Raw genomic sequence first — 16557 nt, forward strand, 5'->3', positions numbered from 1 at the left:
TGGGATCGAGGGGGTCTGGGGGATCGAGGACATGATCCGTCCTCGATCCCCGCTAGCGTGCCCGGCATGACGACCCAGGCAGGAACGACCGCCCCCGTCCTCGGCATCCGGGCCCTCAACCGCGCCACCCTGGCCCGCCAGTTGCTGCTGCGCCGGGCGGCGATGTCCGCCGAGGCCGCCGTCGCGCACCTGGTCGGGCTCCAGGCCCAGAACGTCAAACCCCCGTACTACGCGCTCGCCGCCCGCCTGGAGGGCTTCACACCCGAGGACCTGTCCGCGCCGATGGCCGACCGCCGCGTCGCCCGGCTCGTCACCCTGCGCTCGACCATCCACACCCACACCGCCGACGACTGCCTCACCCTGCGGCCCCTCGTGCAGGCCGCCAGGGAACGGGAGTTGCGGACCTTCCGCAAGGGCCTGACCGGCGTCGACCTGGACCGGCTCGCCCGCCTGGCCCGGGACCTGGTCGAGGCCGAGCCGCGCACCCCGGGGCAGTTGCGCGAGGCCCTCGGCGCCGAGTGGCCCGACGCCGACCCGCAGGCCCTGTCCGTCGCCGCCCGCTGCCGGCTCCCGCTCGTCCAGGTGACGCCGCGCGGACTGTGGGGCCGCAGCGGCCAGGTCACGCTCACCACCGCCGAGCACTGGCTCGGCCGCCCCGCGCGGCAGGCGCCCGCACCCGACGACACCGTGCTGCGTTACCTCGCCGCGTTCGGACCCGCGTCGGTGAGGGACACCCAGACCTGGTCCGGCCTGACCCGGCTCCGGGACGCCTTCGAACGGCTCCGTCCCCGCCTCGTCACCTTCCGGGGCCCGGGCGGCACCGAACTCTTCGACCTCCCCGACGCACCGCGCCCCGACCCGGACACCCCGGCCCCGCCGCGCTTCCTGCCCGAGTTCGACAACCTGCTCCTCTCCCACGCCGACCGCGAGCGCGTCGTCCCGCCCGAGCACAAGGGCCGCACCTGGAAGAAGAACCAGGCCTACCGCGTCCTGCTGGTCGACGGCTTCGTGGCCGGACTGTGGAAGCTGGAGGACGACGCCCTGGTCGTCGAGGTCTTCGGCCGCCCCTCGAAGAGGCAGCGGGACGGGATCGCGGCCGAGGGCGGGCGGATGCTCGCGACGCTGCACGCCGAAACCCCGTACGACATCCGCTTCGGGACCGTACGGGACTGACATGGAGAGGGGGCGCTGCGGGCCGCTCGTGGAGGCCCGCAACGCCCCCCGGTCTTGCGCCTGAGGGGAACTCAGGGGGTCAAACGGCGGCCGGTCTGGAACGAGTGAGCCCGAACACGAGTCTCCTCAGGTGGTTGCCGGTGGGGGCGCACGGGCGTGGGGGGTGCACGGGGGTCTCGGGACAGATCCCCGTATGCCCGGGCGAGCGGCACGTGCTCACGCTAGAACCGGCGGTCCGGACCACCCAATGAGGGAACCCCCTAACGGCGGCGGGCAGGGAAAACCCTCGGTTTACCGCCGGTAAACCCGACGGTCGCCGGGAAGGCCGGTCTCAGTCGGGACGCCGGCCCGCCGCCAGCCGGACGATGTCGACCCGGGACCGGATGCCCAGTTTGCGGTAGACCCGGGTCAGGGTCGCCTCGACGGTCTTGACGCTGACGAACAGCCGGGCGGCGATCTCCCGGTTGGTCGCGCCCTCCATCACGAGCGAGGCGACCTGACGCTCCATCGCGGCGAGCCCCGCCAGACCGTCCGGCTCGACGGCCGGCACCGCGGGCGCCCCGGCCGCCCGCGCCGCGACGGCCGCCTCCACCCTCCGCAGCCAGGGCAGCGCCCGGCACCGCCGGAACAGCCGCGCCGCCTCGTCGTACGACGCCGACTCCGGGGCCCGGCCCGGCCGTTCGGCGTGCAGTTCGGCCAGCGCGAAGACCGCCCGGGCCTCCTCCAGGCCGAACCCCAGCCCGGCAAGTCGTTCCCGCGCCGACGTCAACCGGGCCACGGCCGCCCGGTGTTCGCCCCGCGCCGCCCGTACCAGCGCCTCGGACCGGTCCAGGACCGCGAGCACGCTCTGGCGCCCGAGCCGCAGCGCGTGCGCCCGGGTGACCTCGATGACGTCCATGGCCTCGGCCGGTTCCCCGGTGCGCACCAGGGCCTCCGCGAGGTCGCCCTGCCACCGGCCGCGCGCCGGATCGGTGATCCCCGCCCCGGCCTCCAGCTCCCGCACCCGCCGCAGCACCCGCACGGCCGCCGCCGCGTCGCCCGCCGCCAGGTGCGCGTGGCCGAGCGCGGCCAGCGCCCGCGACAGGTACACGGCGTCGCCGTCCCCCTCCGCCCGCCGCACCGCCTCCCGCGCCAGCTCCAGGGCACGGTCCGGGTCGCCGCCCGCGGCTTCAGCGAGGGCGGCCTGCATCGCGCCCGCGCCCTCCCCGAGGCCCGCGTCGCGCGCCAGGGTCAGGGACTCCCGGGACAGTTCGAGGGCCCGGCCGCAGTGGCCGGAGTGCAGCTCGGTCTCCGCGAGGAAACGCAGGTAGTGGACCTCGCTCTCGGCCATGCCGCGTCGGCGCACCTCGCGCAGCAGCGCGGTGACGGTGCTCCGCGCCTCGGCCAGCCGGTCGCTCATCACCAGCCACCGGAACCGGGAGGAGCCCGCCCCGTTGTGATGGCAGGCCACCCGCGGGTCCTGCGGCTCCTGGAGCGCCCGCTGGATGGTCGCCGGGGCGTCCGGATGGCCCATCAGCGTCTCCGACTGCGCCTGGAAGGCGAGCGCGAGCAGCTCGGTGCGCCGGTCCCCGGCCCGCGCCGCCAGCCGGGCCGCGTGCGCGGCCTCCTCGCGGCCCTGGGCGAAGTCGCCCTGCACCACCAGGGACCGCCAGGCCAGCTGGTAGTGGACCAGGGCGAGCAGCCGCGGGTCGTCACCCGCGTCGGCCAGGGCCTGCGGAAAGACGGCGTCGACCTCGCCGATCGCCTGCCCGGCCGCCTCGATCACCGCCATCCAGGCCCGTACCCGCTCACCGGGCGCGGTGGCCCGGGTCAGCACCTCGCGGGCGACGTCCCGGGCCAGGTCCTGCTCGCCTGCGGTGATCGCGTCCTCGGCGGCCGTCAACCGGCGCTCGTCCGGGCCCGGGGTGCCGTCCGCCGGGGTGTGACGGGCGGCGAGCAGCCCCAGCGAGGCGGCCACCGACGGCGCCCCGCGGTCCCGGGCCAGCGCCGCGGCCTGAGCCAGCCGGGCCGCCACCCGGGGGTCGGTGCCGGTGGTGGCCAGCGCCAGGTGCCGGGCGCGCTCGATCGGGTCGGAGGCGGCCGTGGACAGCGCGGCGTGCGCGGCCCGCCGCTCCGGCGCCGGGGCCTCGGCGTACAGCGCGGCCGAGATCAGCGGATGCGCGAACCGTACGGTCGGGCCCTCCGGGTCGGGTGCCAGCAGCCCGAGCGCCGCCGCCTGCGCGGTCTCCGTCTCGGCGTTCTCCCGCCCGGCCGCGTGCAGCAGCGCCGGGGTGGGACGGGCACCGGCGCTGGCCACCAGGAGGGTGCGGCGCGCCTCGTCCGACAGCATCTCCAGGCGGGACAGGACCAGGGCGCGCAGCGAGGTCGGCACCGGCAGCGGCTCGCCCGGGCGCGGTGCCGCGGGGCTCTCGGCCAGCGCCCGGCCCAGCTCCAGGGCGAACAGCGGATTGCCGCCGCTGGTGCGGTGGATGTCGCGGACCGTGGAACGGTGCAGGCCCGCGTAGCCGCGTCCGTCCAGCAGCGTCGACACCTGGGCGCGGGTCAGCGGCCCCAGGCGCACCGCGCGGGTGTCCGGCGGAGAGGCGCGCAGCTGGCGGTCGTACTCCGCGTCCTCGGTCTCGGGGCCCTCCGTGCGCACCGCGCACAGCAGCCGCACCGGGGTGTCGCCCAGGCGGCGGGCGGCGAAGCCGAGGAGTTCCGCGCTGGCCGGATCGAGCCACTGGAGGTCGTCGGCGACGACGAGGACGGGCCCCGCGACGGCGAGGGCCCGCAGCGCGGACAGCACGGCCAGGCGCAGCGCGAGGCCGTCGCGCTGGAGGGTGGACTCGCCGCGGCCGGTCAGCGCGGACTCCAGCGCGGTGCGCTGGGCGGCGGGCAGGGCGGGGGAGACCTCGTCGAGGACCAGGCCCAGGAGGTCGGCGAGGGCGAGGAAGGGGAGATGGGATTCGGACTCGGTGGCCGAGCAGCGCAACACGGTGTGCGCCGTAGGGGCATATTCCGCGGCCAGGGCGCGCAGCACCGTCGACTTTCCAATTCCGGCGGGCCCGTGCAGCAACACACTGCCGCCCCGGGTGAGCTGCTCACGCGCCGCGCCGAACGACTCCTCCCGCCCGATGACCAGGTCGGAGCGGCTTCCGGCAGCGTCCGCGAAGTCCCGTGGCACGGTGACCGCTCCCCTCCGTGTGTCGTGTCCGGGCCAATATTAGGCAACGGCGCATTGCATTACGGGGGGACGGCGAGGTGACCCGAACAACAAACACCGGGGTACCGAAAACAAACACCGCCGGGAAAAGTCCGGACCGGGCCGCGTACTACGGCAGCCACCCCGTCCGGCGGGCGGACGCGACGGCCTCCGTGCGGGTGCGGGCGCCCAGTTTGCGCATGGCCGAGCGCAGGTAGCTCTTGACGGTCTCCGCGCCCACCCCGAGCCGCTCGGCGGCCTCCCCGTTGGTGGCGCCCGCGGCCACGCAGGCCAACACGTCCACCTCGCGCGGCGCCAGCCGGGGCCCAGGGACGGGGCCGTCCCCCGCCACCAGCAGGCCGCACGCGCGCAGCAGTTCGTCCCGCAGCGCCGGGTCCGTGATCCGCGGCGCCAGCGCCCGCAGCGCCGCGTGCGCCTCCCGCACCTGCTCCCAGGCCGCCCCGCCCGCCGGACCGGGCACGGGCGCGGACGCCGCCAGCAGCTCGTCCGCCTCCTCGCGCAGCACCAGCGCCTGCTCCGCGTCCCGTGCCGCCGCCACCGCCGCGCCCAGCGTGCGGTCGCCCAGCGGCTGGGCCGTGCGCAGCGCTCCGTACAGCACGCCCCGCACCCGGCGCCGTACGACCACCGGCACCGCGAGGACCGAGCGCAGGCCCTCGGCGGCGACGGGCAGGTCGTACTCGTGGCTGATCTGCCGGGAGACGGAGTAGTCCGTCACCGCGCACGGCCGCGACAGCGCCACCGCCCGGCCGCCCAGTCCGTTTCCGGCCGTCACCGCCAGCGCGCTGAGCGCCGTCGTGGCCGTGCCGCTCAGCTCGCTGATGCGCACCTGGCGCCGCCCGGACTCCACCAGACCGCCGAAGGCGACGGGCAGCCCGGTCGTGCGGCGCAGCCGCGCCAGCGCGCTGCGGATCTGGGCCGCGTCCGCCGCGTCCACCGCCACTCGTCCCGTCCTCCCTCGCTACCGCCGTCCTGGGACGCACACCCCCGTTCGGGGGTAGTGAGACCCACATCACGGATTAGACGATGGCACGGAGCCGCCCGGCAAGGTCCGGCACCGAGGAGGACAGATGACGACGGCCACGGAGTTGTTCCGCAGCGCACGGGACTTCCTGCTGGAACACCGCGAGGACTACACCGCCGCCTACGAGGGTTTCCGGTGGCCCCGCCCCGAGCACTTCAACTGGGCCCTGGACTGGTTCGACGTCATCGCCGACGGCAACGACCGCACCGCCCTGCACGTCGTCGAGGAGGACGGCCGCGAGGTCCGGGTCTCCTTCGCCGAGATGTCCGCCCGCTCCGACCGCGTCGCGAACCGCCTGCGCGAGTGGGGTGTCGGCCCGGAGGACCGCATCCTCGTGATGCTCGGCAACCAGGTGGAGCTGTGGGAGACCGCGCTGGCCGCGATGAAGCTGCGCGCGGTCGTCATCCCGGCCACCACCCTGCTCGGCCCCGCCGACCTGCGCGACCGCGTCGACCGGGGCCGGGTGCGGCATGTGATCGTGCGGGCCGAGGACACCGGGAAGTTCGACGACGTGCCCGGCGACTACACGCGCGTCGCGGTCGGCGGCGGAGACGGTCCGGTACCCGGCTGGCGGGCCTACGAGCACGTGTACACGGCCTCCGACGCCTTCACCCCGGACGGCCCCACCGCCGCCGACGACCCGCTGATGCTGTACTTCACCTCCGGCACCACCGCCCGGCCCAAGCTGGTCGAGCACACCCACGTGTCCTACCCGGTGGGGCATCTGGCGACCATGTACTGGATCGGGCTGAAACCCGGCGACGTGCACCTGAACATCTCCTCGCCCGGCTGGGCCAAGCACGCCTGGTCGAACCTGTTCGCGCCGTGGAACGCCGAGGCGACCGTCTTCCTGTACAACTACACCCGGTTCGACGCGACCCGGCTGATGGCCGAGATGGACCGGGCCGGGGTGACCACCTTCTGCGCCCCGCCGACCGTGTGGCGCATGCTCATCCAGGCCGACCTCACCCGGCTCGCCACCCCGCCGCGCGAGGTCGTCGCCGCCGGTGAGCCCCTCAACCCCGAGGTGATCGAGCAGGTACGCCGCCTGTGGGGGCGGACCATCCGGGACGGCTTCGGGCAGACCGAGACCGCCGTCCAGGTCTCCAACAGCCCCGGCCAGGTCCTGAAGACCGGTTCGATGGGCCGCCCCAGCCCCGGCTACCGCGTCGAGCTGCTCGACCCGGTGACCGGCGCGCCCGGCGCCGACGAGGGCGAGATCTCCCTGGACCTGTCCGAGCGCCCCGTCGGCCTGATGACCGGCTACCACGGCGACCCGGACCGCACGGCCGAGGCGATGGCCGGCGGTTACTACCGCACCGGCGACATCGGCGCCCGCGACGCGGACGGCTACCTCACCTACGTGGGCCGGGCCGACGACGTGTTCAAGGCCAGCGACTACAAGATCAGCCCCTTCGAGCTGGAGAGCGCCCTGCTGGAGCACGAGGCGGTCGCCGAGGCCGCCGTCGTGCCCGCCCCGGACGAACTGCGCCTCGCGGTGCCGAAGGCGTACATCGTGCTCGCGGCCGGGTGGCAGCCGGGACCGGACACCGCGAAGGTGCTCTTCGAGCACTCCCGCCAGACCCTCGCCCCCTACAAGCGGGTGCGCCGCCTGGAGTTCGGGGACCTGCCCAAGACCGTCTCCGGCAAGATCCGCCGCATCGAGCTGCGCGAGGCCACGGCGGCCGGTTCCGCGAACGAGTACCGCGAGGAGGACTTCCGGTGACCGGACTCTCCTACGCCCACGGCACCAGTACCACCCCGCTGCTCGGCGACACCATCGGTGCCAACCTCCACCGCGCCGTCGCCGCCCACCCCGACCGCGAGGCCCTGGTCGACGTGCCGTCCGGGCGGCGCTGGACCTACGCCGAGTTCGGCGCCGCCGTCGACGAGGTGGCGCGGGGACTGCTCGCCAAGGGCGTCACCAAGGGCGACCGGGTCGGCATCTGGGCGGTCAACTGCCCCGAGTGGGTCCTCGTCCAGTACGCCACCGCCCGCATCGGCGTCATCATGGTGAACGTCAACCCGGCCTACCGCGCCCATGAGTTGGAGTACGTCCTCCGGCAGTCCGGCATCACCCTGCTGGTCGCCTCGCTCGCCCACAAGAGCAGCGACTACCGGGCGATCGTGGACCAGGTCCGCGGCCGCTGCCCCGCACTGCGCGAGACCGTCTACATCGGCGACCCGTCCTGGGAGGCGCTCACCGCGGGCGCCGCCGCGGTGCCGCAGGAACGCGTCGAGGCGCTCGCCGCCGAGCTGAGCTGCGACGACCCGGTCAACATCCAGTACACCTCCGGCACCACCGGCTTCCCCAAGGGCGCCACGCTCTCCCACCACAACATCCTCAACAACGGCTACTGGGTGGGCCGCACGGTCGGCTACACGGAGCAGGACCGGGTCTGCCTGCCGGTGCCCTTCTACCACTGCTTCGGCATGGTCATGGGCAACCTCGGCGCCACCTCCCACGGCGCCTGCGTCGTCATCCCCGCCCCGTCCTTCGACCCGGTGGCGACCCTGGAGGCGGTGCAGCGGGAGCGGTGCACGTCCCTGTACGGCGTCCCGACCATGTTCATCGCGGAGCTGAACCTGCCGGACTTCGCCTCCTGCGACCTCACCTCCCTGCGCACCGGCATCATGGCGGGCTCGCCCTGCCCGGTGGAGGTGATGAAACGGGTGGTCGCCGAGATGCACATGGAGCAGGTCTCCATCTGCTACGGCATGACCGAGACCTCCCCGGTCTCCCTGCAGACCCGCATGGACGACGACCTCGAACACCGCACCGGCACCGTCGGCCGCGTGCTGCCCCACATCGAGGTCAAGGTCGTCGACCCGGTCACCGGCGTGACCCTGCCGCGCGGCGAGGCGGGCGAACTGCGCACCCGGGGCTACAGCGTGATGCTCGGCTACTGGGAGGAGCCCGAGAAGACCGCCGAGGCCATCGACCCGGGCCGCTGGATGCACACCGGCGACCTCGCGGTGATGCGCGAGGACGGGTACGTGGAGATCGTCGGCCGCATCAAGGACATGATCATCCGGGGCGGCGAGAACATCTACCCGCGCGAGGTGGAGGAGTTCCTGTACGGCCACCCGAAGATCGCGGACGTCCAGGTCGTCGGCGTACCGCACGAGCGCTACGGCGAGGAGGTGCTGGCCTGCGTGGTCCCGCGCGACGCGGCCGACCCGCTCACGCTGGAGGACGTCCGCGCCTACTGCGAGGGGCAGCTCGCCCACTACAAGGTGCCCAGCCGCCTCCAGCTCCTCGACTCCTTCCCGATGACCGTCTCCGGAAAGGTGCGCAAGGTGGAACTGCGGGAGCGCTACGGTGCCCCGCAGCCACCGCGGGACCACTGATGCGCCTCTCCGGGGCGGTCACACCCGTACCGGCGCCCGACCACCTGCGTCAGCCGGCCGCCCACCCCGCGCTCACCGCGCAGAGCACCGGCAGGACGAGGAGCGCGGCACCCATCGGATGCGGGAAGGGGCCGCGCTCCCGTACCACTTCGCGATCCGCGAACGCCTTGCGCTGGGCCGCGTCCGTCCGCTTCGTCGACAGCGGGGTCAGCGAACCCAGCAGCACCAGCAGCACTTCGGACCAGCGCAGGCGCGCCGACCCCGTCACGGGCAGCGTCCACGACGACACCCAGCCCCGGAACGGCAGGAGCGCCAGGACCGTCCCGAACAGGAAGCCGGCGCACGCCGCGCACGCCGCCTGCCACGGCACCCGCACACCGGCCCCGAGGACGAGGGTCAGCGCGGCCGCGGCGGGGAGCGCCACGGCCGCGATCCACCGTTCCCGGCGCACGGGCAGCCACCGCAGGAGCACGCAGGTGAGGACGAGGTCGCAGACCAGGAGCGCGAACACGGCGAGCGGCAGGAGCACGGGCGGTCCTCAGCTGTCGGGAGGCGGTGGAGGCGTCACACGGCCGGGAGGGGGAGGGCTCAGCCGATGAGAAGGGCCACCAGCACCGTCGTCGCCACGAAGGCGAACAGGAAGACGGCCAGTTGGCCCTTGGTCACCTCGTCCGCCGGCCGGCCCGCGCGGTGCAGGGCGAGCTGACGGGCGAAGTACTTGGCGTAGACCAGCCGCAGCACCACCAGGACGAGGGCGACCAGGGTGAACAGGAAGAGCGCCTGCTTCACATCGCTGTCCCGGGCCAGGGACTGGCCGCCGATGACCGCGGCGCCCGCCAGCGGCGGCAGTACCGCGGCGATGCGCTGCCACCTCTTCGTGGCCAGCGACTGCGCGGCCAGGGTGAGGGCGATGCCGGACACGACGGCCATGATCCACCACTGGGTGACGGACATGTCGGGCGTCAGCATGGGCACTTCCCTCCTCCGGGCCGCCGCGGACCGCTGCGATGGCGGCATCGGGTGGGACGGGATCATATCCCGTCCCACCCGAGCCGGTTGTGTGCGTCCGCTACCAGGTCAGCCAGCCGACGACCGTGGTCGTGGCGTCGCTCACCGCACCGGAGATCTTCGCACCGACGTTCTCCGCGACGTCGGCCAGGCCGCCGAACTTGCTGAGCAGCTTCCCCTTGCCGAGGAAGATGCCGCCCACCGCGAACATGCCGAGCGCGCTGTGGAAGTCGCTGCCCTGCCAGTTGTCGGCGATGCCGTGGAGCAGCGCGCTCGTCCCCTGCAGTCCCCAGGACACGAGCCCGACCGCGCCGGCCGCCGCCAGCAGGGCCGGTGCGGCGGGCGGGAAGAGCAGGGCGCCCACACCGAGGACGACGCCGGCGCCGCCCGCGATCGTGCTCCAGTGCCCGGTGACCGTCGCCCACTGCTTGGCCGAACCGATGTCCTCCGGCCACAGCTCCCAGTCGTAGTACCAGGGCTTGTCCTGGTCGGAGGTCTGGGAGGGGTTGGACCCGTTCTGCTGGTCCCGCGCGGCCTTCTCCGCGGCCTGGCGCGCCTTCTCGGCGGCCTCCGCCTTCCGCTTCGCCGCCACGATGGCCTTCGCCTCGCTGGCGGCGTCCGCGGCCGCCGCCGCGTCGGCACCGGCCTGCAGCTTCGAGGCCCGGGCGCTGGCGGCGGAGGCCTGTGCCTCGGCGGCGGACGCGACGGCCGCCCGGGCGGACGCCGCCGCCTGCCGCATGGAGTAGTTCGCCGTCCGGGCCGCACCGCGGGCCACGGTTGCCGCCTGCGACGCGCTGGCGGCGGACTTGGCCGCGTCGGACGCGGACCGGTCGGCGGCGTCCGCGTTGGCCTTGGCCTGGTCGGCGGCGTCGGCGGCGTCGGAGGCGTGGTCCTTCGCCTTCGCCGCCCAGTCGGAGGCCTCCTCGGCGGCCTGCCGGGCCTCGGCCGCCGCCTTCGACGCCAGCGCCGCGTCCTCCAGCGCCTTCGCCGCGACCTTCGCGGCGTGGGCGATGGTGGCGCGGATGGCGGCCACGTGGGTGGCGTGATCCTCGTCGAGCCGGGCGATGTAGAACTTGTCGCGGGCGACGAAGTACCGCCGCATGCGCGCGGAGCCCTCCAGCACGATCTCCGCGGCCGACTTCATGTAGGGGCCGCCGGAGTCGAGGAGGCGGAAGATCTCGACCTGGTCGTCCTGCTTGACGGCCTCCGCCAGTTCCACGTTGAGGAAGCGGTGCAGCGCCAGGGCGCTGCCGTCCGCGAGTGCCGCCTCCGCCTTCGCCTTGACCGCCTGGCCCGGGTCCTCGTTCAGGACGGAGAACACGGTCACCCGGTTGTCCGTGGCCGCGGCCTCGACGACGCCGGTCGCGAGGAACTCGGTGGGGGCGTCCTCGTTCTCGTCGGCCAGTGCCCGGTGGGCCGCTTCGGCGACGGCGGGCCTGGCCGATTCGGCGACGGTCAGCACCGTCTCCCGGTCGTCCTGGCGCTGGGCGAGCAGGCGGTCGGCGCCGACCCAGTTGAGTAGGTCCTGGTCGCCGCCGGCGAGGGCGAACTCGGCCGCGGCACGGGTCCAGCTGCCGGCGGAGTCCAGAAGCCGTACGGCCGCCCTGCGGCCCTCGGCAAGGGCCTGGGCGGTGTCGCCGGCCTCCAGGGCCGCCTCCGCCGCCGCGATCGCGTCCTTGGTCTCCGTGGCCGTCTGGTCGGACAGGGTGCGCCGGTTGTCGGCCTGCTTGGCGTCGTCGATCTCGGCCTGCGCCCTCAGCCTGGCCTCCAGGACGCCGAGTTCCGTGTCCTGGGTGATGCGGGCGGTCTCCGCCTCACGCGCGGCGGCCTCCACGGCCTTGGCCTCCTCGACCGCGTCGGCGGCCGTGGTCGCGGCCTTGACCGCGGCCTCGGCGTAGGCGGTGGAACGCTTGGCGTACTCGACCGCCTCACCGGCGTGCGCGGCCGCCTCGTCGGCCGCGTCCGCGGCCGCGTCGGCGTGGTCGGCGGCGCTGTTGGCGGCGTCCCGCGCGACCGCGGCCGCGGCTGCGGCCCGGTCGGAAAGGCTCCGGGCGGTACCGGCGGCCCGGGTGGCGCGTGCGGCGGCGGCGTTGGCCTCGGCGGCGGCCTGCCGGGCGGCGGCGGCCTGGGACGTGGCCACACCCGCCGAAGCGGCGGCGTTCGCGGCCTCGTTCGCGGCGACGGCGGCGTTCTGCGCGGCGCCCGCGGCGGCGGCACCGGCGGCGTAGGACTGACGCGAGGCCACCGCGGCGTGGTCGGCGGCCTTCGCGGCGGTGCGCGCGCGGCGCGCGGCGTTGCGGGCACCCTCGGCCGCACTGCGCGCGGCGGAGGCCTTGGACGCGTCCTTGGACGCGGCGATGGCCGCGCCATAGGCGCGGGAGGCCGCCCCGCCCGCCGCCGCGGCGGCAGCGGCGGCGGCCTGGGCGGCCCGCGCGGCCCGGCCCGAGGCGGCCTGAGCCGTGCGGGAGGCGGCGATCGCGGTGTTGGCGGCATTGGCCGCGCCGCGGGCGGCGTTGGCGGCGTTGTTGGCGGCGCGCGCCGACTTGCGGACGTCTTCCTTGGCGGCCAGGGCTTCCGCGGCCGCCTTCTGAGCAGCGGCCTTCGCCTCCTCAGCGGCCTTCTTGGCCCGGTCCGAGGCGGCCACTGCCTGCTCCGACTTGAGGCTCGCCTGCTTGCCCTCGCGTTCCACCACCGCGACCAGCTGCTCGATCGTCGCGCTCTCCTCGTCGCGGGCCCGGGCGATGAACTGACCGGAGACCAGGAAGCGGTGGATGGCTTCGGGTGTCCCGTCGGCCAGGGCCTGCTCGGCGTACTTCTTCACCTCGGGGGAGGCGGTGTTGAGGATCGTGAAGACCTCGACCCGCTCGTCCTCGGCCTGCGCCGTGTACTGCGTCTCGTCCAGGAAGGTGCGCATGGCCTGGGCGGTGCCCGTGTCCAGGGCCTTGGTGGCCTCGCGGGCCACCGCGGGGCCGCTGTTGTTCAGGAGGGTGAGCACCGCGACCCGCAGGTCGGTCGTCACCGGCTCGACGTATCCGTCGGTCAGGTAGGCGCTGACGGCGGCGTCGCCCGCGGTCAGCGCGGCCTCGGCGGACTGCTGGGTGGACTTGCCCGCGTGCGGGAGGCCCGTGAGCACCGCGAAGCGGTTGTCCTCCGCCTGGGCGACGGGGAGTTCACTGGTGAGGAAGGTGGAGACGGCGGCCTGGGAGCCGACGAGGGCGGCGGCCGCCGCCTCGCGGACTGCGACGCCACCGATCTTGTACTGCCACACCGCCCTGCCCCGGTCGGTGTCCGGCAGATCGGTGTCGGTGTCTCCGGCGTCGCCCTCGGCGGACCGGGCGGGCCCGGCGGCGAGCAACGTCATGCCGGGCAGGGCGGGTACGGCGGCCGTCCCGGCGATGGTGGTGAGTATGCGGCGTCTGCTCCACAGTGACGCTGACAAAGTGAGCATCCTTCCCGTACGGGATACACGAGTGTGATGGAGGACGAAACGTCCAACGCTGGTGCAGTACGGCAAAGCTGACGCCAGGTCAGCTTCACACGTTGCGCGGCGAAACATTACCTGTCCGTCACCGAATCGCCACCCCTATTCCGTGGAGAAAAAATTGGCGAATTATAATTCGCGAGAATTGCTCTGGCAGGGATAGCGGAAAACAGTCACTACTGTTCCACGGGAAAAGCGCAGAATCTTCATGATCGAGAGCACAACCTTTTCGCGAGTGATGCAGGTCACGCGGGGGTTGTGTGGGGTGACCTTTTTGTGGCGATTAAAGCGTTGGACAAAACTATTCGGGCCGACTTCCATCGGGGAGCCGCAGGGGTACGGGTGCGTCCCGGGACCCCTGCGAGCGGTCCGGTGGCGGATCCATCCGGGGGGTTTCGAGGGCGAGTTGAGGCCGTCCAGTGCCGCCCGTTCCGCAACGCGTACCGGACATTGCGTTCGCATCGACCCGTAGGACGGTAATGAAGAGCAGAGCACGTAACGGGGCCTCGTGGTCCAAGGGGCGTTTCCTGGCGCGAATCGCGGCCGTCGCGGTCGCCGCGGGGACACTGGCGGCAGTGGTGGTGGCCGGCGCGGACGACTCGGCCGGGCGGGCCGGCGCCTCCGTGCGCGCGGTCGCCGACGAGGCACCCGGCTACGCCGTCGAGGACTTCGCCTACCCGCAGGCGGACAAGGTCCTGGAGGAGCAGGGCATCGTCCTGAAGAGGGGTGACGGACACATCGTCCTGGCCGCCTGCGCGCCCGGGACCGGTCAGCTGGAGGTCTACTCGCGCGAGAAGTCGAGCGTCTGCTTCGAAGTCACCGGGGACAGCGGCTGGCTGACGATGGAGATCCCCTCCGTCTACGGCGTGAAGACGAACGAGTACGCGACCCAGGTCGACCTGACCGTCGGCGAGGAGGAGACGTCCGTCGACGTCCCCGCCAACTCGTGGAAGGCGGTGGGCGAGAGCGCCGACGAGCAGGGACGCCCCCACATGCTGGTGGAGATCAGGACGTCCAAGTAGTGACCGGCGCCTCCACGGCAGCGAGGGGCGATCAGCCCACCCGACCTGCAGCAACCGCACCGACTCCGGCAAGGAGCAGACACATGCCGCGTCCCAGACCCCTGCGTCTCACCGTACTCGCCACCGCCCTGGTCGCCGGACCGATCGCGCTGACCGCCGGACCCGCGGCGGCCGTGACCGGTCCGGCCGCCGCCGACTCCGACACGACCCACGCCTACGCCGCCCAGATCATCGTCGGCGACCACGACCGCGGCTGCTCCGGCGTCCTGGTCGACGCCGACTGGCTCCTCACCGCGGCCAGTTGCTTCGCCGACGACCCCGCCGCGAGCCTTGCCGTACCGGCGGGCAAGCCCGCCCTGACCACCACGGCGACCATCGGCCGTGCCAACCTCACGGGCACCGGCGGCGCCGTCCGCACCGTCGTGGAGCTGGTGCCCCGCGCCGACCGCGACGTGGTCCTGGCCCGGCTGAACCGCCCGGTCACCAACATCACGCCCGTCGCACTGGCCACCGCCGCGCCCACCACGGGTGAGGAGCTGACGCTGGCCGGCTACGGCCGGAGCAAGACCGAGTGGGCTCCGCTGAACCTGCACACCGGGGTCTTCTCGGTGGACGCCTCCGAGGCCACCACCGCGACGGTGACGGGCCGGGACGGCGCGGCGGCGTGCATGGGCGACACCGGTGGTCCGCTGGTGCGCACCGTGAACGGGACCAAGCAGCTGGTCGCCCTCAGCAGCCGCTCCTACCAGGGCGGTTGCTTCGGCATCGACGCCGCCGAGACGCGCACCGGCGGCGTGGTGGCCCGCGTCGACGACCTGGGCTCCTGGGTGGCCGCCAAGGCCGGAGCCAACCGGATCACCGACTTCAACTGCGACGGCGTCGAGGACATAGCCGTGGCCGACCCCGAGGCGACCGTCGGCGGCGACGCCAAGGCGGGCCTGGTCCGCGTCGTCTACGGCGGAGGCAGGGGCACGGCTCAGATCGACCAGGACCTCGACTGGGTCCCGGGCGGCGCCGAGGCCAACGACCTCTTCGGGCAGGCCATCGACACCGTCGACTACGACGAGGACGGCTGCACGGACCTGGCCGTAGGCACCCCGGGCGAGAACCTCGGCGACGCCGTCGACGCGGGCATGGCCGACGTCCTGTTCGGCGCCCCCGGTGGCATCGGTACCGGCGCCACCCAGGACGCCCACTTCCAGCAGGCCGCGGGCAACGGCTCCATCAGCGCCTCCACACCGGAGAGCGGCGACCTGATGGGGCAGGCGATGGTCGCGGGCACCAGCGCCGCCGGCGAACCCTTCGTCGTCATCGGCGTGCCCGGTGAGGGCCTGAGCGGCGCGGCCGGGGCAGGCGAGGCGTTCTACGTGAGCGGGGGCACCAACGTCTCCGTGCACCAGGACAAGCTGGACGTCCCCGGTGCGGTGGAGGCGAACGACGGCTTCGGCGCCGTGCTGGCCGCCGACGCCAACCACCTCGCCATCGGAGCGCCTCAGGAGACCATCGGCACCGACGCGGCCGCCGGCAACCTCGTGGTCTTCTCGCACACGCTGAACAGCGAGAAGCGGCCCACCCCGCTGTTCGGTCTCGACCAGGATCTGGACACCGTCTCCGGCGGTGCCGAGGCCGGGGACCGCTTCGGCGCCGCCCTGGCCCTCGCGCCGTACCGCCCGTCGGGCGCGGCGCGTGCCGACGAATCGATCCTCGCGGTCGGTTCTCCGGGCGAGGCCCTGAACGTGGACGGCGTCAGCAAGGCGGAGACGGGCGGCGTCACCACCTTCCGGGTCACCGCGGCCGGCGCCTACACCCAGCTCGAGGGATATTCCTCCGGCACCGGTGACGACGACGTCTCCGGCACCTCCGAGGCCGGTGACCACTTCGGCTCCACCCTGACGGCGATCAACACCGCGCCGCGCGCGGTGAGCACCGAGGCGACCATGAAGATGGCCGTCGGCGTCCCGGACGAGGCGATCGGCTCGGCTGCCTCCTCCGGCGCCGTGCACGTCTTCTCGATGCTCGGTGCGCCCGGCGCCAACGACAAGTGGATCGAGTCCGGCGACGGCGACGGCATTCCCGGCGCGCCGGGCGCGAACCAGCGCCTGGGTTCGAGCATCCACTTCACCGGCACCCACCTCTACGTCGGCATGCCCTACGGTCCGACCGCCACCGGCGCGCTGTACGCCCTGCCGATGTCCAACGTGACCCTCGGTGAGCCCAATGCCGCGCCCACCGTGTACCAGCCGGGTCAGGGCGGCCTCCCGGCCGTCGGTACGGCCTTCGGGCACGCGGCGCGGTAGCC

Annotated in this window: 10 protein-coding genes; 5 read left to right on the forward strand and 5 right to left on the reverse strand. The window is 73.9% G+C overall.

The annotated features are described in order from the left end of the window. Window positions 1-66: 66 nt before the first annotated feature. A complete protein-coding gene (locus tag ACGH52_RS30590; protein WP_399943952.1) occupies window positions 67-1173 on the forward strand; it encodes a winged helix DNA-binding domain-containing protein in 1107 nt (368 codons plus the stop codon). Window positions 1174-1504: 331 nt separating this feature from the next. Here the strand turns inward: ACGH52_RS30590 and ACGH52_RS30595 are convergent, their stop codons facing one another. Both ACGH52_RS30595 and ACGH52_RS30600 read right to left on the reverse strand, forming a co-directional pair. Further along, a complete protein-coding gene (locus ACGH52_RS30595; protein ID WP_399943955.1) occupies window positions 1505-4336 on the reverse strand; it encodes an AAA family ATPase in 2832 nt (943 codons plus the stop codon). A 148-nt stretch (window positions 4337-4484) separates the two neighbouring features. Beyond that, window positions 4485-5315, reverse strand: a complete 831-nt coding sequence (locus tag ACGH52_RS30600; protein WP_399943958.1) for a LuxR C-terminal-related transcriptional regulator — start codon at window positions 5313-5315, stop codon at window positions 4485-4487. 127 nt (window positions 5316-5442) lie between these two features. Between ACGH52_RS30600 and ibuL the strand changes: the two genes are divergently transcribed. Together ibuL and lbuL are read left to right on the forward strand one after the other, a co-directional pair. Next, a complete protein-coding gene (ibuL, locus tag ACGH52_RS30605; RefSeq protein WP_210977962.1) occupies window positions 5443-7122 on the forward strand; it encodes an isobutyrate:CoA ligase IbuL in 1680 nt (559 codons plus the stop codon). After that, complete coding sequence (gene lbuL, locus ACGH52_RS30610) at window positions 7119-8747, forward strand: linear/branched/unsaturated fatty acid:CoA ligase LbuL (RefSeq protein WP_210977961.1); 1629 nt, start codon at window positions 7119-7121, stop codon at window positions 8745-8747. Before ibuL ends, lbuL begins: the two co-directional genes overlap by 4 nt. A gap of 49 nt (window positions 8748-8796) precedes the next feature. Here the strand turns inward: lbuL and ACGH52_RS30615 are convergent, their stop codons facing one another. From ACGH52_RS30615 to ACGH52_RS30625, 3 genes are all read right to left on the reverse strand, one after another. Beyond that, complete coding sequence (locus ACGH52_RS30615; protein ID WP_210977960.1) at window positions 8797-9276, reverse strand: hypothetical protein; 480 nt, start codon at window positions 9274-9276, stop codon at window positions 8797-8799. A gap of 59 nt (window positions 9277-9335) precedes the next feature. Beyond that, on the reverse strand, window positions 9336-9716 hold the full coding sequence (locus ACGH52_RS30620; RefSeq protein ID WP_059298535.1) for a hypothetical protein: 381 nt from the start codon (window positions 9714-9716) through the stop codon (window positions 9336-9338). 100 nt (window positions 9717-9816) lie between these two features. Further along, on the reverse strand, window positions 9817-13203 hold the full coding sequence (locus ACGH52_RS30625) for an ALF repeat-containing protein (RefSeq protein WP_399943963.1): 3387 nt from the start codon (window positions 13201-13203) through the stop codon (window positions 9817-9819). A gap of 512 nt (window positions 13204-13715) precedes the next feature. On the opposite strand from ACGH52_RS30625, the gene ACGH52_RS30630 reads away from it, so the two are divergent. Continuing rightward, a complete protein-coding gene (locus ACGH52_RS30630) occupies window positions 13716-14258 on the forward strand; it encodes a hypothetical protein (RefSeq protein WP_238696890.1) in 543 nt (180 codons plus the stop codon). Window positions 14259-14341: 83 nt separating this feature from the next. Beyond that, window positions 14342-16555 carry a S1 family peptidase gene (locus ACGH52_RS30635; RefSeq protein WP_399943966.1) on the forward strand — a complete coding sequence of 738 codons (2214 nt, stop codon included), beginning with the start codon at window positions 14342-14344 and terminating at the stop codon, window positions 16553-16555. Window positions 16556-16557 lie beyond the last annotated feature (2 nt).

This window comes from Streptomyces sp. BBFR25 (genome assembly GCF_044590125.1).
GTDB classification, from domain to species: Bacteria; Actinomycetota; Actinomycetes; order Streptomycetales; family Streptomycetaceae; genus Streptomyces; species Streptomyces canus_D.